The organism is uncultured Thiohalocapsa sp. (genome assembly GCF_913063425.1).
Lineage (GTDB): Bacteria > Pseudomonadota > Gammaproteobacteria > Chromatiales > Chromatiaceae > Thiohalocapsa.
In genome coordinates, this window is record NZ_CAJXYK010000028.1 from 4,026 (window position 1) to 30,832 (window position 26,807).

Sequence of the window (26,807 nt, forward strand, 5' to 3'; positions counted from 1 at the left end):
ATGCCAAGGCCCATCGCGGGCCCCGACAGGATCAAGCTGGCGAAGCACAAGATGGCCTATCCGTTCTCCAAGTCCTCCCCGTTCTCCCTCTTCGGCGGCCGGTTGGGCCGCCGGCGCCCCGCGCGACGACCCAACACCGCCGGCAGCGAGACCGCGCTGCACCGTGCCGCCGTCTATGATCGCCGCGCGAAGCTGGAGGAGCTGGAGCAACGCCTGCTGCTCTCGGCCGATCTCGCCCCATGGTCCGTGTCCATGGCGGATGCCGGCACCGAGCTGCGCCTGCGCATGGAGGGCGAGGCCGGTGCCGAGGTGCTGGTGCTGGAGACGGATGCCGAGACGCCCGCGGTCATCGACACGCGCCCGCTCGCGGACCTGAGCGGCATCGAGGTGACGGGCACCACCGGCGCCGACAGCCTCACGCTTGCGCTGCCCGCAACGGTGCTGCACGGGCTCGCCGATGGCCTGAACTTCTCGGATGCCACGGCAGGGGACGGCGACCGCCTGCTCCTGGCAGACCCGGCGGTGAGCATCTCGGGGCCGGACGGCGGCGGGCTGGTGCAGCTCACCGGCATCGAAGACGTCGGCCCCGCCCCGGACTGGGACTTCGCCACCACCCAGGCCGCGACTGTCACGCTCGACGTCGAGGCCGCCCCCATCAACGCGCCTGCCGGCGACGACGAGGTGCTGCTCACCGAGCATCCCAACGCCGGGCAGATGCAGCTGCGCAGCCTGAACGGCACCTTCGCCGATCACCCCTTCGACCTGCCCACGGACAGCCTCACCATCGACACCGGCGGCGGCGACGACCGCATCGAGATCGACCCGCTGGACCCGGGTCGCACCTGGACCCTGACGGTGGACGGCGGCGGCGGCCGCAACACCCTGCGCATCGAGCGCAATACCGATTTCGTGCTGACCGACACCACGGTGACGCTGGGCACCGAGAGCTGGACCATCGCCAACATCGACCACGTCGAATTCATCGGCGGCCCGGCGACCGCAAGCGTCAACACCACGGGCTTCTCGGGCAGCGTCGTGGTGCTGGAGCAGGGCTATCCCACCTGGCAGGAGGAGGGTCCCGGCGGCATCGCCGGCGGCGCGCTGTACAGCCCGGTCGCCGGCGCCATCAACGCCATCGCCGCACATCCCTTCGACGCGAATACACTCTTCGTCGGCAGCGTCAACGGCGGCATCTGGCGCAGCACCGACGGCGGTGGCAACTGGACGGCACTCACGGACGACAAGCCGTCGCTCGCCATCGGCGACATCGCCATCAGTCCCCTGGACAAGCACGGCGACGCGGTGGACGCCGCCACGCCCCTGTCCGACCTGGTGCTGATCGCCGGCACCGGCCAGTTCAGCAGCGGCTACGAGGGCGGCACCGCCGCCGGTCTGCTGGTGTCCAGCGACGGCGGCGACAGCTGGGTGGTGCTGGGCGAGTCGGCGCTCGCAAACCTGCGCATCACCGCCGTACAGCCCACCACCATCAAGGACGGCGCCGAGCACCGGCTCTGGGTGTCCACACTGGACCTGGACCGCGACGGCACCCCGGGGCCGGACGGCGTGGGCGGCCTGTTCCGACTGGACCTGGACATCGACGCCACCGCCGCGCACACCAAGATCGACGCCGCGGATTTCCAGCAGGAGAGCGTCGGCGGCGTGCTCGGCGCCCCCGTGGGCCATTACACGGACCTGGCCTTCGACCCCGGTGTCGGCGGCGCCAGCCCCAAGCCCGCGCACCTCTACGCCGCGGGCCCGCAGACGGGCGTCTGGGTGCTGCAGCCGGAGCTGGCGGGCTCGCCCTGGGTGCCGGAGGACACCAACATCGCCACCGGCACGGACACCGACGGCGACGGCATCGACGATTTCTTCGAGCCCCTGGCGCGGGCCAAGCTGGCGGTGACACCGAGCACCGCCGCGCAGAACGGCACCGTCTACGTGGCCTTCGTCGGGCCCAACACCCACGGCGGCAGCGGCACCGGGCTCACCAATATCTTCAAGAGCACGGACTTCGGCGGCACCTGGGCAGCGGTGCCGCTGCCGACCTCCACCGACGCCGTTTTCACGGATGCCGACGGCAACGGCGTCATCAATTTCGGCGAAGCTGCGGATGTGGTCACCGGGCTGCACCCGGGCGGGCAGGGCGATCTGCATTTCTCGCTGGCGGTGGACCCCACCGATCCGGATGTCATCTACGTCGGCGGTGACCGCCAGCCGAGCATCGACCAGTGGGACTGGAACGGCGATGGCGACCTGCTCGATGCGCGGGAGAACAACGCCGTCGGCCTCACCGACTGGGCCGGGCGCGTGTTCCGCTACACCGGCGCCGCCTGGGAGCAGATCGTCGGCAACAACGCCAACAACACCGCCCCCCATGCGGACTCCCGTGCCATCGTCTTCGACGCCACCGGCAATGCGCTCTACCAGGCGGACGACGGCGGCATCTACCGGCTGGACGACCCCCGCAACGACCAGGCCGCGGTCACCCGGCAGTGGACCTCCGTGGTGGGCAGCCTGCGCATTGCCGAGGCCTATGACGCCGAGCTGGACGGGCTGAACGGCCAGGTCTTCCTCGGCACCCAGGACAACGGCTCCGCGGTGCAGCCGGCCACCGCCGCCGACGGTGTGGACAACGACGCCGACGGCAGCGTCGACGAGCTGGACGAGCGCACCACCGGCTGGACCAGCATCCACAGCGGCGACGGTGCCCGACAGGCCGTGCAGGTCTACGACCAGGACGGCGACGGCGACGACGACCGGGTGGTGCGTTATTCCGTCTCCAACAACTTCCAGTTCCTCTACATCGAGGAATTCGACAACGGCGGCAATGTCACCCAGGCCCAGCAGCGGGCAACGCTCACCAACGGCCTGGCCGGGGCGGCCAATTACTCGGGCCTCACCAACGCCTTCGACAATCCCACCGCCCCCGGCGGCTTCACGGGCTTCTATCCCCTCGCCATCGAGCCCAACCGCTTCGACAGCACCCGCGTCGCCGTGGGCCTGTTCGGCCTGTACGAGAGCAGCGACCGGCTCGCCTCCGTGAGCCAGGTGCAGGCGGGGCCGACGGCCATGGTGGGCGGCGCCTATCCCTGGGGTCAGGTGGTCGCGGACATCGTCTTCGGCGGCATGCGCTTCGGCGCACAGAACCCGGACCTGCTGCTCGCCGCCCGCGGCAGCGACGTGGTGGTGCGCGATACCGCCGGCAATCCCGCTGTGGCCAAGACCGTGTCCGGCGCCGGGCGCCTGCGGGCCATCGCCGTGGACCCGGACGACTGGCGCGTCGTCTACGCCGCCGACGGCAGCAACATCTACCGCACCACCAACATCACCGCCGCGGCGCCGGTGTGGACGCAGATCAGCAACGACCTGGGTGACATCCGCTCCCTGGAGTACGTCAGAGACAACACCCAGGACCTGCTCCTGGCGGGCACCGCGCTCGGCGTCATGCGCCTCGCCAACCCCGCCGCCGTGGCCGGTGCCGCCGGCGCCGACTGGCGCGAGCTCGGCACCGGCATGGCCAACACCAGCGTGCAGGACATCGACTACCTCGACCTGGACGACACCGACGGCAACCCGGACCCGGAGGGCGACGGCACCATCAGCGCCGCCGACCGCATCCTGGTGGCCACCTTCGGCCGCGGCGGCTGGAGCCTGGACGGGCTGAGCGATCAGGTGGTCACAGCGCTGGTGCCCCAGTTCATCGGCACCAGCGGCGACGATCACTGGCGGGTGACCCGCGACGCCGGCAACCCCGGCATCGTGCAGATCTTCGACGAGAACGACGGCAGCGCCGACCCGGTCTTCAGCGCCGAGCTCTCGGCCCTGACCGGGCTCATCTTCCATGGTCGCGGCGGTGACGACCGGCTCACGGTGGAGCACGACAACGGCGCCGTCAGCCTGAGCGAGGGCATCGTCTTCGAGGGCGGCGCCGGCAGCGGCGACGTGCTGGAGCTGGCCGGCGAGGACATCGAGGACCTCTTCACCGACAGCATCGGCGGCTACGACAGCTACGACCTCTATGACGCCGACGGCGCGCGCCAGCTGGTGCTGCACCGCGATGTCGAGAGCGTCGACGACAGCGCCTTCCTCGGCTGGAGCAATCCGCTCAACTCGCTGAAGATCGGCTTCTACTGGCTCGGCGAGCTGCTCGGGCTCAAGGACGAGGTGCTGCCGGTGCTCGGCGACTCCCTGGAAGAGGCGCTGAAGGGCACAGAGGCCGCCCCGCGCCCACCCAAGGGCGACCCCACCCGCGCCCCGAGCGTGCCGCAGGTGCAGCAGGCGGGGGAGGAGACCAACACCGGCAACATCTTCGAGCGCCTCATCGAGACCGGCCCCGGCGGCTTTGCCATCGCCGACATCGGCAGCGCCATCGCCACCGGCGCCGACCTCGCCGCGGCCCTGGACGGGCTCGACGCCGTCGCCGGCAATGTCACCTTCCGCGACCACGCCGCAGACCTGGACCCCTACCTGGAATGGGACTTCGGCCTGGAGCGGACCCTCAGCGGCACCGCCGGCCTGGACATGGCCTTCGACGCCGGCCTCGGCGACATCGACCTGGACGGGCAGATCGATGTCTCCGCGGACCTGGTGCTGGACCTCACCTTCGGCGTCGATACCTCGGGCTTCTACCTCGCCACCCGCGACGGCACGCCCGGCGCCGCGCCGGAGCTGTCGGTGCGGAACATCGTCGTGGACCCGAGCGACGACGTCGGCGCGTCCGGGCGCTTCGGCTTCCTGAGCGTCGGCCTGGATGCCGTCGACCTCACAGTGGACGACGACGTGCTGCTGAGCGCGGACCTCACCGACGGCACAGGCGACGGCCGCCTGCGCCTGCCGGAGCTCTTCGGCAGCCCGCTGGATCTGCTCGACGTGGACCTCGCCGGCGACGGCGACGCGGCCACCGACGACCTCGCCCTCACCGGCACCTTCTCCGTGTCCGCACTACCGGGCGACGACGCCCCGGCCCTGGACATCGCCGACCTGCGCGTGGACATGACCTGGGCGGACATCGCCGACCCACTGGCGGTGGCCGTCTCCGCCACCCCGGGCTTCGCCGGCGGCGACCTGCTGCTGCGCTTTCTGGACCTGCGCCCGGCGGACCTGCTGGGGCAGCTCGAAGACCTGCGCGACGAGCTGGATGCCATCCGCCAGCTCGCGGCGGACAATCCCTTCGACGTCCAGGTGCCGTTCCTGGACAACGGCCTGGACCAGCTCATCGCCTTCACGGACGCCTTCGACGCGGGGCTGCTCGCACCCCTGCGCAACGCCAACACCGGCGGCGACCCCGGCTTCCGCTCGGTGCAGGAGCTGGCCTATCGCCTGAGCAGCGAGCTGGACACCGGGCTCGCGGACCTGAATCTCGATCTGGTCACGGACGCCGCCGACCCGCGCTTCGGCGAGCTCACCTGGGACTTCAGCTTCTCGCATGAGCTGCTGAGCGCGGGCGAAGACCTGGCGCTCGATTTCGATCTGTCGGAGGGGCTCTCGGACCTCAGCATCGACGCCCAAGCCGACGTCACCTCCGACGCCGGCCTGTCGCTGACCCTGGGTGCGGACCTCTTCGACCTCTCCGGCGGCGACCTCGCCGATGCCTTCTTCCTGCGCGATGCCTTCGTCGAGGCGGGCCTCGCCTTCAGCGTCGCGGACCTCGACGCCGCCGCGCGCTTCGGCTTCCTGGAAGTGCAGGTGGTGGACGGCAGCCTGAGCGCGGATGCCAGGGTGCGGCTCGGGCTCGCGGACCCGGAAGGGCCGGGCGGCGACGGGCGCATCGACATCGGCGAGATCGCGGATGCCGTCGCCGGCGGCAACCCGGGGGACCTCTTCGGCGCCACCGACATCAGCGGCACCGCCACGGCGGCCTTCCCGCTGGCGGCGCCCTTCCTCGGCATCACCGCCGGCCCCGACACCCTGCTCGGCATCGAGTTTCCGGACCTCGCCGATGCCTCCGACGTCATCCTGACCACGCCGGACACCAGCGCCTTCACGGACATCGCCAACTTCCAGAACCTGGACGCGGACGGCTTCCTGACCATGCTGAGCCAGCTCGCGAGCTGGCTCGACGACCTGCGCGACAGCGACACGGTCAACCAGCTTGAGATCCCCTTCGCCGACGTGGGCGTCGGCGACCTGCTGGCGCTGGCCGATGTCGTCGGCGACGCGCTGCTCTACGACGACGGTGCCGACGACACCCGCGACGGTGCCGACCGCCTGGTGACGGACCTGAACGATGCCCTGCGCGCAGCGGGGCTGGATCGGCAGCTGCTGTTCGAGGGGGGCGGTGGTGCCTCCGGCCACCGGCTGCGGCTGGTGGTGCTGGACCCCGCCATCGGCAGCGTCGGCATCCGCGTCAATGCCGCCGGCGCCCAGGCCGACCTCGGCCTCGCGGCGCTGGCCACCCTGGATGTCGGCACGGATGGACCGGTCTTCACCGCGCCCAACGCCGCCAACACCGGCGCCTTCGGCACCGATGCGCAGCTGGAGATCCAGCTCGACGGCGGCGACTGGGTCGCGCTCAGCATCACCGCCGCGGCCACCGCCGACAACACGGGGCTCGGCGACGACCGCGCCAAGCTCACCTTCGCCGACGACACGCCCACCTACAGCTCGGTGCAGGGGCTGGAGCACCGCATTGCCACCCTCTTCGGCGTCGACCTGCTGGACTACGACCCGGTGGCGGACGAGCTGCTGCTGCCGCTCGACCTCGCCGGCGGCGCCGTGTCCTTCGACGTGCCCATCGACTTCGATCTGGACCTGGGTCCACTCTTGGACATCGAGTCCGAGTCGCGCATCGCCCTCACCGGCGCCGCCGACATTGGGCTCACCCTGGGCGTGAGCCTCTCCGACGCCGAGCCGAGCCAGCTGCTGGACCGCGACTATCTGCTCGCGGACCTGAACGGCGGCGACGGTGCCCGCATCAAGACCGCAGCGGCCCTCACCGGCACCAGCGACGTGGTGGCCCCCGTGGGCCGGCTCGCCGAGGACGCCGTGGTGCAGCTTTCGGTCACCGCCGGCGGCGCCCCCACCAGCCACGAGATCCGCATCGCACGGGCGGACACCAACGCCAACCTCACCGCCGCCGACCTGGTGGCGGACCTGAACGCCGCGCTCGCCACCGCCGGCCTCGGCGCCGACATCGGCGCCGCGGTGCAGGACGGCCGCCTGGTGCTGACGGCATTGCACGGCGGCGTGACCCATTTTGCGCTGACGGCGGATGCAGGCGAGGAGCTTGGCTTCAGCACCGACAGCACCGCGGGCCAGCAGACCCTGCTCGCCGCGGGCGACGCCATCGCCACCGGCGTGCTCAGCGCCGATGCGGGCCTCGACCTCAGCATCACCACCGCCGACGGCACCGCCGAGGCGAGCCTGACCCTGCTCGCCGACGACACCGCCGACAACGCCGGCCTGGATGACCTGGTGGCGGACATCAACAGCGCACTCAACAGTGCCCGGGTGGCGACCATGGTCTGGGCCCAGCGCGACGGCAACCGCATTCGGCTGCTGGCGGCGAGCGACAGCGTCACCGGCTTCTCTCTGAGCGCGGCGGCGGCTGATCCCGCGGTGACCGAGCTCGGCTTCGCCAGCAGCCAGAGCGCCGCCGCCTCCGGCCTGCGGCTGCTCGCAGACGGCCTGCTCGCCCCGACCCCCGGCCGGCTCTCGGGCGAGCTCGCCTTCCAGGTGGACATCGGCGACGGTAACGGCGCGGTTGCCGTCAGCGTCGCGGCGGAGGACACCCGCGGCAACACCAAGCTGTTCGATCTCATTGTCGACATCAACCGCGCGCTGGACGATGCGGGGCTCGGCGGCGACGCCGCGGGGCAGGTGTACGCCCAGGCCGCCGGCGGGCGTATCGTGCTGAGCCAGGGGCAGGACCCGGCGGTGCTGGCGCTCGCCATCACCGCGGCCCCCGGCAGCCTCGCGGAAACGGAGCTGGGGCTGCCCGCCGGCACCACGGCGGCCGACGGCGACGACCTCGCCATCCAGGTGCACGACGGCAGCACCTACCGCGTCGCGCTGGATGGCCTCACCACCGCCGGCGCGGTGCTTGACGCCCTGAATACCGCCGGCGGCGGGGCCTTCACCGCGGCCATCAACGACGCCGGCGACGGCCTCAGGCTCACCGACAACACCAGCGGCGCCAGCCGCTTCCAGGTCACCGGCATCAACGGCTCGGGCGCGGCCATCGGGCTCGGCATCCTCGCCGGCGAGGAGACCGAAGACGCCAACGAGGACGGCAGCGTCGACGCCGACGACGGCTACGGCTTCATCGAGGGCGGGCAGATCGCCGGGCCCACCCTGGGCGACCGGCTGTTCGTGGAGGACGCCGTGATCACCGGCAGCCTCGGCCTCAGCACCCCGGACGTGCCGGACGCCGACGGCGACGATCTGCCGGTGCCGGAAGACGGCATCGACCTCAGCTCCCGCTTCGGCTTCGTCAGCATCACCGCCCACGGCGGCGGCTCGGCCAGCGCCGACCTGACCCTGGGCCTCAAGGACCCGACGCTGCCGGCGGGCGCCGCCGGCGGGCGCATCACCTTCACCGGGCTGGTGGACGCGCTGGCCAATGACCCCACCGCGTTGCTGGCACCGCCGGACTTCACCGGCAGCGGCGGCTTCGAGCTGGTGGTGGACGTGGACCCGGATATCGGCTCGCTGATCTCGCTGGATGCGGACCCGCGCATCAGCCTGGACATCGCCAAGCTGGGCAATCCCTTCCGCGCCGGGCTGGTGACGGGCGAGCTGCCGGCCTTCGACCTGAGCGGGCTCGGCGGCGACATCGGCTTCGACCTGACGCTGGCCAGCAGCGAACTGCCGGGCCTGGACGGGCGCAGCCTCAGCGTCACGCTGGACATCGCCGACACCCTGGGCAACCTCAGCATCGGCGACCTCGCCGCGGACCTGCAGCTGGCGCTCGACGCCGCTCTGGATGCGGCGCTGGCGGCGGACTTCCCGGGCGGCGTGCCGGACCTCATCGATGTCGGCTTCGACGGCGGCCGGCTCACCTTCGACGTGCATCCGGGCGGCGGGCTCGACGGCTTCACCATCGACGTGCCCGAGGGCAGCCTCGGCGCGCTGCATCTCGGCTTCGACCCCGGCGGCCACATCGCCGATCTGCTCCCGGACATCGATCTCGGCTTCCAGGACCTGGGCGACCTGCTGAGCTTCGAGAACCCGGACTTCGGCTTCACCGAGATCCTGGACGGGCTCATCGCCATCGCCGACTTCCTGGGCCAGTTCGAGTCCTTCGGCTTCCTGGACTCGGACCTGCCGCTCATCGATGTCAGCATCAACGACATCCTCAACTTCGCCGACGACCTGGACGCCTCCATCCAGGCGGCCCTGGCGGACCCGGCGGGCACCATCCAGACCCTGGAGCTGAAGCTTGAGGAGGCGCTCGGCATCAGCGGGGACGCCTTCGCGCTGTCGCTGCCGGATGCGGATACCCTGCAGGTGCATCTGGAGCTGGTCACCGGCTTCAACGAGGGTATGAGCCTCGCCATCCCGGACCTGAACATCCCGGAGCTCGCGGGCCTGCTGGACCTCACCGGCGCCGCGGGCCTTCAGGCCGTGGGCGAGCTGGCGCTGAACCTGGACTTCGGCATCGACCTGACGGACCCCACCAACGTCTTCCTGATGCGCCCCACGGGCCCGGCCGCAGAGGACGGCCACGACGGCTGCGCCGACGACGGCGACACGCCGCCGGACAATGTACTGCTCACGGGCGCGCTGGATGTCACCGGCAGCGACATCAACTTCCGCTCCGCGCTGGCGCAGCTCGGCATCTACGTGGACGGCGGCAGCGCCGACCTGGGCGCCGCCTTCTGGGTGGGGCTTGCGGACACGCTCTTCGCCAACAGCCTGCCGTTGCAGCTGGACCGGGCGCTGCTGTCCGACCTGCTGGCGGACCTCGGCACCCACGTGGACGCGGACATCGACGGCTGTGTGGACGTGACCCTGCCGGTGTACGCGCCCACCGAGTCCTTCTACGTCGGCGACCTCGGGCTCGACATCCCGGATCTGACCGCCATCACCGCGCCCGGCTTCGACCTCGCGAGCCATGTCTCGCTGCCGGATTTCAGCAGCATCGATTTCGACGACCTCGGGCTGTTCGATCAGGTGCTGCTCGCCATCGACGGGCTCGACGCCATGTTCGCGGCCCTCCAGGGCGGGCTCCAGCTCGCCGAGGACGTGCCCATCGTCGGCGACGGGCTCGGCAAGGGCGCGCGGGTGTTCGCGGACCTGCGCGAGGACTTCATCGAGCCCCTGCGCGACACCGTCAGCGAGACCAAAGACATCGCCCGGGATTTCGCCGACCCGCGCCTGAACCAGCTCTCCAACATCCTCTACGACCTGCTCGGGCCCGGCACCGGCGGGCTCGACCTGCTGCGCCGGCTGGACCCGGACGTGGCCGACCCGGACAACCCGGACGGCCCGCCCATCGGCGTCGAGGACTACATCGACCTGGAAACCGACGAGGAGACCTTCGTCGAATGGGCCTTCACCATCGGCGGGCTCTACGACGCCGGTACCGACATCGGCTTCGACCTCGGCATCCCGGGGCTCAGCCTGGAGACCCAGGGCGAGCTCGGCGTCGCCTTCGACTGGTCCCTGGATCTGGGCTTCGGCCTGAGCCAGGACGAGGGCTTCTACATCCTCATCGACGACCCGAACGAGGTCGTCTTCGACGTGGACGTGACCCTGCCGGCGAGCATCACCGGCGAGCTCGGCTTCCTGCAGCTCACCGCCGCCGACGACCCGGACGTGTATGCCGCGCACGCCGGCGGCACCGCCTTCAGCGCTGCCATGGCCGTCAACCTGCGCAACGGCGCCACCCCCGGCGACCGGCGCTTCCAGTTCTCGGAATTCGGCGATCTGGACCTGGACGTGGGTTTCGCCGGTCGGGCCGTCGCCGAGCTGATGCTGGAGCTGAGCCTCGCCGAGGACGTGGTGGGCGGCGGTGCGGCCAAGGCCTTCCCGCGCATCACGTCCGGGTTCATCTTCGACTGGGAGCTCGGCGACTACGATGCCGCGGACGCGGAGAACAGCACCTTCGTGCTGTTCGAGGACCTGTCCGTCTCGGCGCTGGAAGAAGGGCTCAAGGTCGTCAAGTTCGACGCCGTGTCGCTGGACCTGGGCTCCTTCCTCGGCGATGTCATGGGCCCGATCGTGGACCGCATCCAGGACTTCACGGAGCCGGTCCAGCCCATCATCGACATCATCACCACGCCCATCCCGGTGATCTCGGACCTCGCCGGGCCCACCACGCTGCTCGATATCGCCGAGCTCATGGGCGATGTCGATGCGGGGATGATCTACTCCATCGCCGAGATCATCGAGCTCATCAACACCATCCCGGACCCGAGCTCGGCGGGCGCGCTGCTGATTCCCTTCGGCGACCTGGTGATCTACGAGGAGCAGGGCCCGGACGGGCTGCCCTTCGGCATCGACGCGCTCTTCGGCGACAGCATCGACCCGCGCCGGATTGCCGAAGACATCATGAACAACGAGGCGCTCAGGGAGCTGAGCTTCGATGACGTGGAGGGCTTCCTCGACGACCTGAGCAACCTGGACGGCCCCGGCGACACCAAGAGCACCACCACCAGCCTGGTGGGCGGCGACGGCGAGTTCAGCTTCCCGATCTTCGAAGACCCGCAGGAGATCTTCGGCCTGCTCCTCGGCGAGCCGGCGGACATCGTCCGCTACGACATGAGCCCGCTGATCTTCGAGTTCGAGTACTACCAGTTCTTCTCGATCTTCGGGCCGCTCGGCGTCTCCCTCACCGGTACCTTCGGCGCCGACATCGACTTCGACTTCGGCTACGACACCCTGGGCATCACCCGCTTCGCGGAGTCCAAGTTCCGCAGTCCCGCGGCGCTGTTCGAGGGCTTCTTCATCGACGACCTGGATGCCGAGGGCAATGACAAGCCGGAGCTGACCCTGGACGGCAGCCTGCGCGCCGCGGCGGAGCTGAACCTGGTGGTGGCCCGCGGCGGCGCCGAGGGCGGGATCTTCGCCAACATCTGGTTCGACCTCTACGACAATAACGACGACGGCAAGATTCGCATCACCGAGCTCGGCAACAACTTCATCAACCAGACCCGGGCGCCGAATGAGGCCGAGCGGCTGTTGGCGCCGCTGGCCATTTTCGATGTCTCCGGCGAGGTGTACGCCCGGCTCTATGCCTTCGTCGAGGTGGACTACCTCATCGACAGCTGGCGCAAGGAGTTCGACATCCTGCCGCCGACGACGCTGGTGGAGTTCGACATCGACTTCTACCGTCCGCCGAAGCTGGCGACGGCGCTCGACAACGGCGACCTTCAGCTCAACATCGGCCGCTTCGCCGAGCAGCGCCTGAACGGCAACAACACCGACATCGCCGAGCACATCGTCGTCGAGAGCACGGGCACGCCGGGCCAGGTACGGGTCTACGGCGGCAACAGCGCCATGGGCGAGGACGGTGCCGGGCTCGTCAACGCGCAGACTTATGACGTCACCGGCAACATCATCGCCTTCGGCGACGCCGGCGACGACATCATCGACCTCTCCGGCGTCACCGACCCGAGCATCGGCTTCATCATCGAGGGCGGGGCGGGCGCCGACACCATCACCGCCGGCGCCGGCGCGGCGCTGATCCGCGGCAACGCCGGCAACGACAGCATCACCACCGGCGACAGCGCCGATGTCGTCTACGGCGACGACGGCGACGACAGCATCAGCACCGGCGGCGGCGACGATCTCGTCTTCGGCGACGGCGGCGAGGTGACGGACCGCGCCGCGGTCTCTGAAGTCTCACTCCTCGGCGGCAATGACACCGTCGATGCCGGCAGCGGGCTCGATGTCATCTTCGGTGGCGGCGGTCTCGACACCCTGCGCGGCGGCGCCGGCAGCGACGTCGTCATCGGCGACCAGGGCACCGCCTACTTCGTGCAGGTGCCGGCGGCGGGGGATCTCAACAGCCGCATCAGCGGCGTGCGCGACACCGAGAGCCTGGGCTTAGGCGCCGCCGATCAGCTCTTCGGCGATGCGGGCGCCGACTTCATCTTCGGCGGCAGCGGTGATGACAACATCCAGGGCGGCGACGGCGACGACCGCATCCGCGGCCATGCCGGCTTCGATGTCATCAGCGGCGGGGCCGGCAACGACTGGATCCGCGGCGATCAGGACGCCGACACCATCGACGGCGACGCCGGCGACGATCAGCTCTTCGGCAACGCCGGCAACGATGCCCTCAACGGCGGCGCCGGCCTCGACCTGCTGCGCGGCGGCACCGGCAACGACGCCCTGGACGGCGGCGCCGATGCCGACGAGCTCTACGGCGACAACGACCAGGACGTGCTCATCGGCGGCCTCGGCGAGGACCTGCTGAACGGCGGCCTCGGCGACGATCAGCTCTTCGGCGACCTCGGTGCCGGGCTCACCGGCGACCCGGACGAGGGCCGCGACCGGCTCTACGGCGGCTTCGGCAGCGACACCCTGGACGGTCAGGGGCGCGACGACAGCTATGTGGTGACCTTCCGCGGCGGCAGTGCCACCAATGTCACCGTGGTGGACGACTCGGGCGGCCCGGCGGACGGCATCGACCGGCTGCGGGTGCAGGGCACCGTGGTGGCGGACCGGATCCTGATGCGCGCGAGCGGCACCGACACCAGCCTCGACCCGAGCGACGACCGGGCCTTCGTGGCACTGCTGAAGGCGGGCGAGCGGGTGGAGCGGGTGAATTACTTCCGCAACCTGGAGTCCCTGTCCGTCTTCGCCGGCCCCGGCGACGACCATGTGGCGCTGGACGACAACCTGGCCGTCACCACCATCGACGGCGGCTCCGGCGACGACAGCTTCCAGATCGGCCAGATGTACAACGCCGAGCGCAACGCCGCCGCCGGCGTCGCGCCGGACGAGTTCTACGCCACCATTGAGACCACCCGCGGCTGGCTCAGCAACGGCATCTCGGAGGCCACGACCATCCTCGGCAACACCGGTGACGACAGCTTCACGGTGTTCCGCAACCAGGCGGTGCTGACGCTCTCCGGCGACGCCGGCGACGACAGCTTCATCGTCCGCGCCTTCGCGCTGGCGGGCTCCGAGGAGCGCAAGCAGGACCGGATGGACCTCTCCGGCGGTGCCGGCGCGGACTTCATCGAGTATGCCGTCAACGCGCCGGTGAACATCGACGGCGGCGACGGGCTCGATACCGTCATCGTCGTCGGCACCGAGTTTGGCGACGACTTCGTGGTGACGGAAGACGGCATCTTCGGCGCGGGCCTCAACGTCAGCTACGTCAACATCGAGGTGCTGAACGTGGACGCCGCCGAGGGCGACGACCGCATCTTCGTGCTCGGCACCGACGACCAGGTCTGGACCCAGGTGAACGGCGGGCTGGGCGCCGACACCATCAACCTCGGCGGCGACACGCCGCCGGTGGTCAGCAACGACCTGCGCGGCCACAGCGGCTTGATCCTGCACAGCGTCGCGAGCAGCGACCCGGACTACGACGGCCTCGCCGTGGACGGCATCTCCGCCAATGTCGCCGACGACGAGGAGGCGGCCATGGTGGTGCTGCCGAGCGTCGCGGGGGCGCTGGAATTCACCGAGGGTGGGCCTGAGCTCAGCTACGACATCGTCCTCGCCCGCCAGCCCACCGACGACGTGGTGGTCACCGCCGTGCTGCCGCAGCCGTCCCAGGAGGAGCTGCTGCGCGGCGCGCTGCTGCTGGACTTCGTCGGCGGCGACGGCCAGCTCACCTTCACGCCCGCCAACTGGTCCACGCCGCAGACGGTGCGGGTGCGCGCGCTGGACGACGAGGCCGTGGAGGGCCTGCGCAAGGGCGTGATCCAGCACACCATCGCGAGCCCCGGCGAGGCGGACGAGCCGCCTGCCGCCACCAGCGAGACCTTCAACCTGTCCGCGGCGCCGGCTCAGGGCGTGCGCCTCGACCATGTGCCCCTGGACGGTGAGGCAACGGTGCGCATCGGCGGCGTCCTGCTGGCCGAGAGCCGCTGGAAGGTGGTCTCCAGCCGCGTGCTCTTCCTGGACCCCGTGGGCCAGCCCCAGGAGCGTGCGGACGCCGACATCCAGGTGGACTACCAGTACATCAACCAGCGCTACGACGGCATCGCCATGCCCGCCGTGGACGTGAGCATCTTTGATGCCGATGCCCCCGGCGTGCGGGTAATCCCGGTTGACGAACAGCCCTTTGCGCAGGAGGGCGGCGCCGGCGCCGCGCTGGACGTGGTGCTGACCCATGCCCCGACCAGCGTGGTGACGGTCCAGCTCTTCGGCGGCGAGGAGCTGAGCCTGTCGCACACCGAGCTCACCTTCCGGCCGGACAACTGGGACAGCGCCCAGCGCGTCGTCGTCAACGCCTTCGACGACGACGACCGCGAGGGCGGTCAGAGCGCGTTCGTCACCTTCGCGGTGGTGAGCGAAGAGCGGGACCAAGTGGCCACCGCGAGCCAGACCATCGCCATCAGCGATGACGAGCCCACCGCACTCGTGGTGCCGGACTTCACGCCGCTGCAGGTCGAGGGCGGCGTGTCCTCCGCCGCCGGCAACACGCTGGCCGACGTGGAGGCGAGCTTCGTCACCGCGGGCGGCGGGCTCGCGGGCTTCACGGTGACCATCACCGAGGGCGCCGGCGTCGGCCAGAGCCGGACCATCGTCTCCAACACCGCTTCGGTGCTGACCCTGGACAGCCCCTGGGCCACGGCGCTGGACGACACCAGCCGCTATCGCATCGAGCCGCAGGTGAGCCTGACCCTCAATGGCGAGGCGACGGACTTCATCGTCGACGGCGCTGCCGTCGTCTTCACCGACGCCGCCGGCGCCGCCCGGGAGGTGTCGGGCAGCGTCGAGATCGCCAGCTACAGCTATGTCGTTCCCGGCTACGACGCCATACCGGTGCAGCGCATCGGCGTCGCCATCGGCGATGACGACGTGCCGGGGGTGCGGGTCATCGAGTCGCTGGGCTCCACCGATGTCATCGAGGGCGCCGGGGCCATGGGCAGCGATACCTACGACGTCGTCCTGACCAGCCGGCCCGCGTCCAACGTCGTCATCGACGTGTCGCCGCAGAACACCAAGACCTCGCGCAGTGGCGTCGTGCCCGTGGCCTTTCCCTTCGCGGAGCAGGTGGCCGTGGACCAGACCCGGCTGGTGTTCACCCCGGACAACTGGGACACGCCGCAGACGGTCAGGGTCACCGCCATCGACGACGCCGTCGTGGACGGGCAGGACACCCAGGTGTTTGCGCCCACCGCCTCCGGACTCGAGCGCATCCAGGGGCCACTCCTGGTGGATGGCGCCGCCGGCGAGGGCAGCGCCGGCGGCATCGGCGAGCCGCTGATGCTGCCGGGCGAGACCAACATCCGCGCCTCCACCGGCAACATCGTCTCTGCCACCGCCACCACGCTGACGGTGGCGAGTGCGGACCTGGCCGGCTTCCCGCCGCTGGAGGGCCGCACCGTGGAGATCACCGCCGGCGCGGCGCTGGGGCAGTTCCGGCAGATCCTGGATGTGCAGGAATCCGGCGCGAGCACCATCCTGTCCATCAACGCCGCCTTCGAGCTCGCCCCGGGCGAGCAGCTGACGGACCTGCTGGAGTACGCCATCACCAACCAGAGTCCGACCTTCTTCGTCGACGAGACGGAGCAGGTGGACCTGCTCACCATCGACAACTCGGGCAGCCTGGCGGACACCGAGGGCGCCATCAGCGCGGATCGCATCACCGGCTTCGGCACTGGCCCGGACACCGTCATCGGCGGCGAGCAGATCCGCGGCGGCATCGGCTATGCCAACCTGGAGGTGCTGGACCTGGAATTCGGCCCGGGCGAGGACCGCATCGAGGTCACCGGCATCACCGGTCGGCCGGACTTCCGCACCGTCACGCGCATCGCCACCGGCGCCGGCGCCGACAGCATCACCGCCGCGCTGCCGGCCTACGGCGAGAACGCCGTCGCAGGCACGGCCACCGCCGCCACCACCAACACCCTGGAGGACGCCACCGCCGCCTTCCCGGCGCTGGAGGAAGACAACCTCGCCCACTACAGGCTCCAGATCACCGCCGGCACCGGCGCCGGCCAGCAGCGGGTCATCACCGCCAACACGGAAACCACGCTCACCGTCGCCACGGACTGGGACGTGCTGCCGGACGCCACCAGCAGCTACCGCATTCTGGACACCCGCTACGGACTCTTCATGCTGGACGCGGGTGTCGGCGACGACCGCATCGACGCCGCCGACGTGGGCCAGCCGCTGGTGCTCATCGGCGGCTCGGGCTCCGACGAGATCATCGGCGGTCGCCGCGAAGACGCCATCTTTGCCGACAACGGCCGGGTCGACTTCACCGATGAAGACGGCGCCTTGGTCACCCGCTTCGGGCAGACCTTCACGACCCTCAAGGGCCGGGTCAGCAGCGCCGCAAACTCCGGAACGACGGCGACGCTGACGGACACCGGCGCGCCCTTCCCGACCTATGGGCCGAGCATCGTCGGCCAGCGCCTTGAGATCACCGGCGGCACCGGCGCCGGGCAGGTGCGCAGCATCCTGGGCAACTCCAGCACCGAGCTGACCCTCGACGCCCCCTGGGACGTGGTGCCGGATGCCACGAGCTTCTTCACCATCGGCGCCGGTGCGCGCACCTTCGCCTTCGAGCAGCTGCGCGGACGGGTGGCCGCGGCCACCGCGACCACGCTCACCGACGACCGCCAGCCCTTCCCGACCCAGGCGGAAGACCTGGCAGGGCTTCAGGTGCGCATCACCGAGGGCCTGGGTCTGGGCCAGGTGCGGCTCATCGCGAGCAACACCGCAGACACCCTGACGCTGGCGGAGCCCTGGTCCGTGGTGCCGGACGCCACCAGCCGCTTCCTCATCGTCGCCGTGCCCTCGGATCACACCGACGGCGTCTTCCGCGATCCGGCGCTGGTGCAGAGCTTCGCGGACCTGCGCCCGGGGGATGACCACATCGAGGGCCGCGCCGGCACGGACCTGCTGTTCGGCGGCGATGGCGCCGATCTGATCCGCGGCGGTGCGGGCGATGATCTCATTGCCGGCGAGCACGCGCGGGTGGTGTTCCAGCCCGCGGGCGGGCTGGGCTTCACTCAACCACAAGATCCGGAGGCCCAGGATCTCGGCAGCGGCGGCGATGACCGCCTCTTCGGCGGGCTCGGCGACGACCAGATCCTCGGCAGCTGGGGCGATGACTATGCCGACGGCGGCCTGGGCGTGGACCTGATCGCCGGCGATGCCGGCGACGACGAGCTCCATGCCGGCGGCAACGGCGGCCGCATCGACGGCGGCGTGGGCGCCGACATCATCCACGGCTCCGATGACGCCGCGGACGATCTCACCGGCGGCGACGGCGACGACCGCATCTTCGGCTACGCCGGCAACGACAGCATCCAGGCCGGACTCGGCGACGACATCGTGGAGGCGGGCGCCGGCGACGACACCGTGCAGGGCGACGCCGGCGCCGATCTCATCGTCGGCGGCGATGACCACGACCTGCTCTACGGCCACCTCGTGGGCAGCGATGCCGCGGACATCGACATCCTCTACGGCGACGCGGCGGTGGAAGGCCCCGGCGACGGCAACGACCAGCTCTTCGGCAGCCTGGGCAACGATCTGCTCTTCGGCGGCGGCGGCGACGATTTCATCCAGGTGGACGGTCCGGGCACAGACACCTTCAATCTCGGCAGCGGCGATGATCCGGACCCGACCGACTTCACGCCGGCGCCAGCCACACCGGACCCGGCCCTGGACCTGAGCCTGCCGGTGCTGGATGCGGCGGCAGCGACCCTGCCGGCGGCACCCATGGGCCTCGGGCGCTGGGGTGAGCTGTCCGGCTCCGCGACCGGCTTGGGGCTCGGCTCAGCGCACGGCCAGGCGGTGGCGCCCGCGGTGGCGGTGGCCGCCGACGGCACCCGCTGGCTCGCCTGGGCGGACGAGCGCAGCGGCGAGTACCAGATCTATGTCGCCCGCCACGACGGCGGCGGCTGGCAGCAGCTCGGCGGCAGCGCGGCGCAGGGCGGCATCACGGCCCTGCCCGGTGGCGCCAACCGCCCGGCAATCCTCACCGACGCCGGCGGCAGTCCCATGGTCGCCTGGACGCGCTTCGGCGCCCACGGCGCCGACATCCAGCTCGCGCGCTGGAACGGCGCCGGCTGGCTGGCCCTTGGCGATTCGCTCAGCGACGGTGGCCTGTCGGGCACCAATGCGGCGGATCATGTGCAGCTCGCCATGACCACGGCCGGGCCCGTGGCGGCCTGGCTGGACGCGAGCAGCGGCGTGCCGCAGGTGCATCTCAAGCGCTTCGACGGCAGCGCCTGGGTGGGGCTGGACGGCTCCGATACGGCGGGCGGCGTCACCGGCGCCGCGGCCGGGGTGGCGGACTTCGCACTCGCCACCAGCGGCGATCGCATCGCCATCGCCTGGAGCGAGCAGGTGGCGGGCGTGAGCCGGGTCTATCTGCGTGAGCTCGTCGGCGGCACCTGGTCCGAGCGCGACGCCTCGGCGTCCGGGCAGGGCCTGAGCGGCTCCAGCTTCGATGCGCTGACACCCACCGTCGCCTACCAGGGCACGGACCTCTTCGTGGCCTGGAGCCAGGTCACGGAGGAAAGCGGCACGGCGCGCACCATCCAGGCGGCACGGCACGCCGGCGCCTGGCAGGACCTCGGTGCTGTTTCGCCCAGCGGCAGCATCGCCCGCCTGCCGCAGCTCGCCGCCGGCGGTGGTGCCGTGCATCTGGTGTGGCAGGGCAGCAGCAGCGCCGGCCATGGGCTTTTCGCCAGCCGCGTCGAGGGCGGGGCGTTTTCGCCGGCGCTGCCCGGCGATGCCGCTGGGCTCGGCATCACGCCCTCGGGCGGTGCGGCCACCGACCTGGCCCTCACGGTGGACGCAAGCGGCCGGCCCTTCGCGGCCTGGCAGGACTGGCGCGCCGACCAGCCGGGCGGCAACGGCCTCGCCGGCGTCGACCCCGGCATCACGGACTATGCGTCCGCGGTGCTGGCGCAGGCACCGTCAGGCTACTGGCGCCTGGACGGCGATGCGACGGACAGCTCCGGCAACGGCCATGACGGCAGCTTCGTCAACGGCGTCACGCTGAATGCCCCGGCGGGCATCGTCGCCGACGCCGGCAGCGCCGTGACCCTGGACGGCAGCGACGACCGCATCGACCTGCCCGCGGCCGTGCTGGACGGCGCCGGGGACCTCACCGCGGTCTTCTGGATGCGCGGTGGCGACACGCCGGCATCGTTCCTGAGTGCCGCCAATGCCGCCAACAACAACGAGTTTCTGATCTACCGCACCGGCGCCACCAGCATCGACGTGTACTACGGCGCCACCACCGGCAGCCGCGTCACCTTCAGCGGCCTCGACCAGCTGGACGACGCCCAATGGCACATGCTGGCGGTGGTGCGCGACCAGGGCGCCGAGCAGATCAGGCTCTACATCGACGGCGCGCCAGCCGGCACCCGGGGTGTGAGCCTCGACACCCTGGCGGTGGACCCGAACGGGCTCGTGTTCGGCCAGGATCAGGACAGCGTCGGCGGCGGCTTCAGTGCCTCCCAGGCCTTTGCCGGCGATGTGGACGAGCTGGCGCTGTTCCGCCGCGCACTGGATGGCGAAGTCATTGCGGACCTCTACGCGGCGGGTGCCGAGGGCGTGGGCCAGGCCGGCGCCGGTGGTATCGACAGGGGGCAGGGCACGGCGACGATTCTGGCCCGTGCCGACACCGCCACCATCGGGCGGGTGTTCACGGCGGACGCCGAGACGGGCATCCAGGAGATTCTGGATGCGCAGGACCTGGCACCGGGGGATGTCCTCGTCCTCGCCGGCGGCATCCAGCACATCGAGTCTGTCACCATCGGTGCTGAAGACGCCGGGGTGACGCTCGCGGGCGGCGGGCTCGGCGCCCGCATCTGGGGCGATGTCACCATCGACGGCGCCGCGGATGTGGTGATCCGGGGGCTCAGTATCCACGGCGATGTGAGCGCCACGGGCACGGACCGCCTCACGCTGGTGGGCAACGCCATCGACGGTGATGTCAGCGTCAGCGACGCCCAGGACATCGACATCCGCCACAACCGGATCGAGCACGGCCTGGTGCTCGGCGACGCCGCGGCACCGGAAGGCACGCCGGCGGACGCGGGATTCGTGGGCGGCAACGACCTCTCCGGCGGCAATGCGCTGCACCTGGCGCACGCCTTCGACGGCCTCATCGCCCACAACCGCATGCACGATGCGAGCGTCGGCGTGCGCTACGACGCACCGGCGGCCTTCGCGGACAACAGCATCGACGCCAACAACATCGGCGTGCTGGCGACGGTCGGCGGTGACGAGGGCTTCGGCTTCGTCGGTGCGTCCGGCGAGAACGCCATCTTCGGCAACACCACGGGCGTGGTGCTCACAGGCGGCAGCATCCAGGGTCAGGCCATCCACGACAACAGCACGGGTGTGTCCGGCTCCGGCCAGCTGGGCGGCGCGTCGCTGGATGTCGCCAACCGCATCCACGGCAATGTCACGGGCGTGTCGGGCTTCAGCGGCAGTGTGCAGTTCAACCGCATCTTCGAGAACACCACCGGCATCGCCGCCGGCAGTGAGCTCGACGTGCTGCACAACCTGCTCTACCGCAATGAGACGGTCAGCCTGCACATCGACGGCGCGGACCGGGTGCGGGTGCAGCACAACACCATGCAGACGGCCACCGGCGACAACATCCGCCTCACCGGCGGGGCGTCGGAGGTGGAGATCCTGAACAACATCCTGTGGGTGTCCGCGGGGCACGATATCTTCGTCGCCAACGACAGCCGCGTTGGCTTCGCGAGCGACTACAACCTGCTGCATGCCGATGGCACAGGCCAGCTGGTGGGCTGGATCCAGAATCCGGACCTGGGCGATGTCACCTTCGACGACATTCTGGATTGGCAGGCGGATGTCGCCCTGCACGACCTCAACTCCCTGGGCCGCACTGACCTGGCACCCATCTGGTCGCAGCCGGACTTCCTGAGCCCACTCAATGATGACTTCGGGTTGTTCGCGCCGAGCGCCGGACTGCGGGCCGCGAGCCCGGCCGTCGGCAGCGCGGACGCGCGCGTGGACCTGGCGCGGGCACCGGCGCTCACCAATCTGCTCAGCAACCCGGGCTTCGAGGACGGCCTTGCCGGCTGGAGCACCAACGCCGCCGCCGGCACGCGCAGCGCGAGCCCGGAGGCCTTCACCGGCAGCGACTATTTCTTCGCCGGCGCCACCGGGCTCGGCCATGCCGAGCAGACCCTGGACCTGGTGAGCCTGGGCTATGACCCGGCGGACCTGGATGCGCAGACCCTCGAAGTCGTCTTCGGCGGGCGCTCCCGCGGCTTTGACCGGTCGCCGGTGGATTCGGGCCTGATCGAGGTGCGCTTCTTCGACGCCGTGGGCGGTCCGATCCGTACCGTGGATGCCACCTCAGACGACCCGACGGACCGCTGGGCGCTCATCGGCGACCGGGTGCAGCTGCCCACGGGCACCCGCAGCATCCTGTTCCGCTTCGAGGCCAACCGCGCCGCCGGCACCAACAACGATGCCTACCTGGACGACGCCTTCCTGTTCCTGGTGGACGAGGGCTATGCGCCGGACCTGGGCGCCCTCGGCGGCATCGACAGCGAGGTGGCCGCCGAGGCGGGCATCCCGGCGCCGCGGCTCGCACTGCGCTCGCCGGACCTCTACACCGATTGGGAATTCCTGGAGCGGGGCGTCATCGCCTGGGACAGCTTCGGCAACAGCACCAACGCCCAGGTGCGCATCGACCTGTATCAGGACGGCGCGGCCGGCCCCGCCTACGTGACCACGCTCGCCGCGGCAGCACCGGACACCGGCGAGTTTCTGTGGAGCCCCGAGGACGATTTCCTGGAGGACGTCATCGACTACGGCACCCACGGCTGGCGCGTGCACATCTCCCTGGTGGGCGCCCCCGCGGTGTTCGACCGATCCAGCGAGCCCTTCAGCATCCCGGAGGACGGCATCGATTTTTATGTCGATGACAAGTCGGACACGGCCGACCAGTACACCCCGGGCGCGGTGGGCGACAACCGCAACACCGGCAAGACCGCCGATGCGCCCAAGCCGAGCCCCATCAACCTGCTGCGCGCCTACGAGCTGACGGCGGGCGATGTGCTGCACATCGACACCGGCCTCTATCCGCTGCTGTCGGACCTGCGCATCTCCGGCGCCACCGACGCGGGGCTCGGGCTGGACGAGGGCTTCTCCTTCGTCGGACCCGATGCCGACCCGGCCACCACCGCGCACCTGCTGCCGGTGATGCCGGGCTACCGGCCCGCCGGCGTGCTGGAGCTGGACAACGCGGACAACATGACCGTCCGCGATCTGACCCTTCAGACCGGTCAGCGCGGCCTCTATGTGCATGCGGGCTCAGACAACCTGGCGCTGGCGCGCATCACCGCCTTCGACCACACCGAAGACGCCATCTTTGTGCAGACCAGCTCGCCCTTCGCGACCTTCACCGGGCTCACCGGGTACGGCGCGGGCGACGACGGCATCGAGATCGACGGGCGCATCGCCGGGCTCACGGACTCGCTGGCCCGCGACAACGCCGACGACGGCATTGTGCTGACGGGCACGGGCGATGCCCTGGTGCAGCGCAACGTCGCCCACGGCAATACCATGGGCATCCGGGTCAACAACGGCGTCGCCGGCACCCGGACCCTCATCGGCGACGACGACCCGGCACTGAGCGCGGGCCTCGGCAACCTGGTCTACGACAACAGCGACCGCGGCATCTACAGCCAGGCCCGGGCCCTGGTGGCCGGGAACCTGATCCGCGGCAGCGGCCAAGAGGGCATCTACCTGCAGGGCGGCGATGCGCTGCGCAATGTGCTGCAGGGCAACGGCACCGGCATTGTGGTGGCGGTCACCGGCGCCACGGTGTCGGAGAACCGCATCGAAGGCGGCAGCACCGGCATCCGGGCCGTCAGTGACAGCAGCATCACCCGTAATGTCATCGACGGTGCGCAGACGGGGTTGTCCGCCGCCGATTACTTCACAGACACCATCACGGCCACCAACAACCTCATCACCGGCACCAGCCTCTACGGCATCCTGCTGACCCAGGGTGACGACCATGCCATCGTCAACAACAGCATCGTCACCAGCGCCGGCGAGGGCGTGCGGGTGCAGGGCAGCTCGGACAATGTGCGCCTTGCCAACAACATCCTGAGCATCACCGGCAGCTGGGGCATCCGCGTCGCCAACGACTCGCAGATCGGCTTCGCGTCGGACTACAACCTGTTCCACCTCGCCCCCGGCGCAGCGGTGGGCCATTGGCAGGGGAGTGCGCGCACGGACCTGCGTGCCTGGCAGTCGGCGGCCTTTACGGATGCCTCCAGCAGCGTCGGCGACCCGCTGTTCGTGGACCCGGCGGGCGGCGATTATCACGTGCAGAGCCGGTACGGCAGCTTCCACGGCGGCTCCCTGGCGCCGGACGTGGACGGCACCGATCAGCTGTTCCGGCCGGTGGCGGTGGAGACCGTCGATGCCGGTCAGTCGCCGGCCATCGACCGCGGCGACGCGGCGAGCGACTTCGCCGCCGAGCCCGCGGACAACGGCGGCTACGTGAACATCGGCGCCTACGGCAACACAGCGCAGGCGTCCCGGAGCCCGGCGCAGTACATCCTGCTGTTCGATCCACGCGGCGGGGAGGTCATCCCGCAGGACACCAGCTTCCAGGTGCGCTGGCGCTCCGACGGCTTCGCCGGCGACGTGGACATCCTCTACGCCCCGGACGGCATCGATGGCGCCTACCAGCCCATCGCCACGGGCGAGGCCAACGACGGCAGCTTCGACTGGCTCGTGGACCAGGCGCAGTTCCCGGTGTCTGCGGACTATGCGCTGCGGGTGCAGGCAAGCGACGACGCCACCATCGCCGCCACCACCGACAGCGTCTTCGAGGTCTCGGCGCCCATCACCGCGTTCTACGTGAACGATGCGGCCACCGACGGCGACGAGTACAGCACCGCCGCCGGCGACCCCGGCAATGACGGCCTGGCACCGGGCCGGCCCATGGCCTCGCTTCAGGCGCTGCTCGCGGCCTATGACCTCGGCCCCGGCGACACCGTGTACGTGGACACCGGCAGCTACGAGGTCACCACAGACATTGTCATCGGCGCCGAGGACGCCGGCGTGACCATCCGCGGGCCCGCACTGCCGGGCAATGCTGCGCTGCTGGACCGCGGCAACACGGCCGCGGGCTCCGATGTCTTCCAGCTCGAGGACGCTGACGGCGTGCTGCTCGAGAACCTGACCCTCACCGGCGGCGTGCGCGGCGTCTTCGCAAGCTCCAGCTCCGACAGCGACGGCGTGGTGCTGCGCAACCTGGACATCCAAGGCTTCACCGACTACGGCGTCTGGCTCCAGGCCGGCAACGACGACGCGCGCTTCGAAGAGCTCACCGTGCATGACAACGCCGACCACGGCGTCTATGTGCAGTCGAGCGGCCTCGTCGTGCAGGGCGGGCAGTACTATGCCAACAGCCGCTACGGCCTGCTCCTGTCCGGCAGCAATTCGGCGGTGGAAGGCGTGGACGTGTTCGCGAACCTCGGCAGCTACGGGGTCTTTGTCTCCGGCAGCGGCAGCAGCCTCACCGGCAGCGAGGTGCACGACAACCGCAACACCGGTGTCTACGCAGGCAGCGGCGTCACCGTCAGCGGCAACCGTGTCTGGGGCCATGCCGGCAGCAACGACAGCGGTATCCAGGCGGCCGGGGCGGTGATCCGGGACAACGCCGTCTGGGGCAACCACCACGGCATCAATGCGAGCACCAACGCGCTCATTGCCGACAACCGCGTCTACGCCAACACCAGCATCGGCATCGTCATCGGCGGCAGCAACGGCGAGATCGTCGGCAACCAAGTCTTCGACAACGCCATCGGCATCCACACCGACCTCTATTTCGCCTGGAACAGCACGGTCGCCAACAATCTCCTCTACAACAACAGCGCCCGCGGCATCGACGTCTTCGGCGGCAATGTCCAGCGCATCCACAACAACACGGTCCTCCAGGACGGCGGCATCGCCATCAATGTCGCCGACAGCGCCGATGACGCGAGCCTGCGCAACAACATCCTGAGCGTCACCGACGGCACCGCCATCAGCGTCGCCGCCGACAGCCAGGCCAACCTCGACAGTGACTACAACCTGTTCGATCTCGCCGGCAGCTCGGTGCTCGCCGACTGGGGCGGCCTTGCCTTCGACAACAAGGCGGACTGGTTCTTCGAGGTGGGCTTCGACCGCCACAGCCTGCTCGGGGACCCGGGCCTGGTGGACCCGGCGGGCGCCGACGGCGTGCTGGGCTACGGGCTCGGCTACACCGGTGAGATCCAGATCATCGACGATGAAGACCCGGGCTTCAGCACCACCGGCACCTGGGTGGAGCGCAGCGACGGCGGCTTCGACGGCGGCGACGGCGGCGATTACCTGCGCGCCGTCGGTGACGGCGACAGCGATACCGCGACCTGGACTTTCACGGGCCTCGCCGCCGGCACTTTCGATGTCGCCACCACCTGGTTCACGTCGTCGTTTTGGGACCACGACAACGATGTGCGCTATCGCTTCCACGACGGCGACGCCCTGGTGGGAGAAGTCCGTGTGGATCAGCGCAACAATGCAGACGGCGCCTGGCAGGCGCTGGGTCAGGTGGAAGTGGACAGCGGCACGCTCAGGGTCACCGTAGACGATTTCGGCGTCGCCGGCTCCGATTACGTCGCTGCGGACGCCGTGCGCATCGAGCGCCTGACGCTGAGCACGGGCGCGGACGACGACCTGCACCT

At 70.4% G+C, this 26,807-nt stretch carries 1 protein-coding gene (only partly in view); it reads left to right on the plus strand.

The features are described 5' to 3' along the window. A protein-coding gene (locus QZ607_RS15390; protein WP_295884346.1) for a right-handed parallel beta-helix repeat-containing protein crosses the window boundary here: on the plus strand, nt 1–26,807 show its 5' portion. 10,948 nt of this gene lie beyond the right edge of the window; only the first 26,807 of its 37,755 coding nucleotides appear in the window; it begins with the start codon at nt 1–3; its stop codon lies off the right edge, out of view.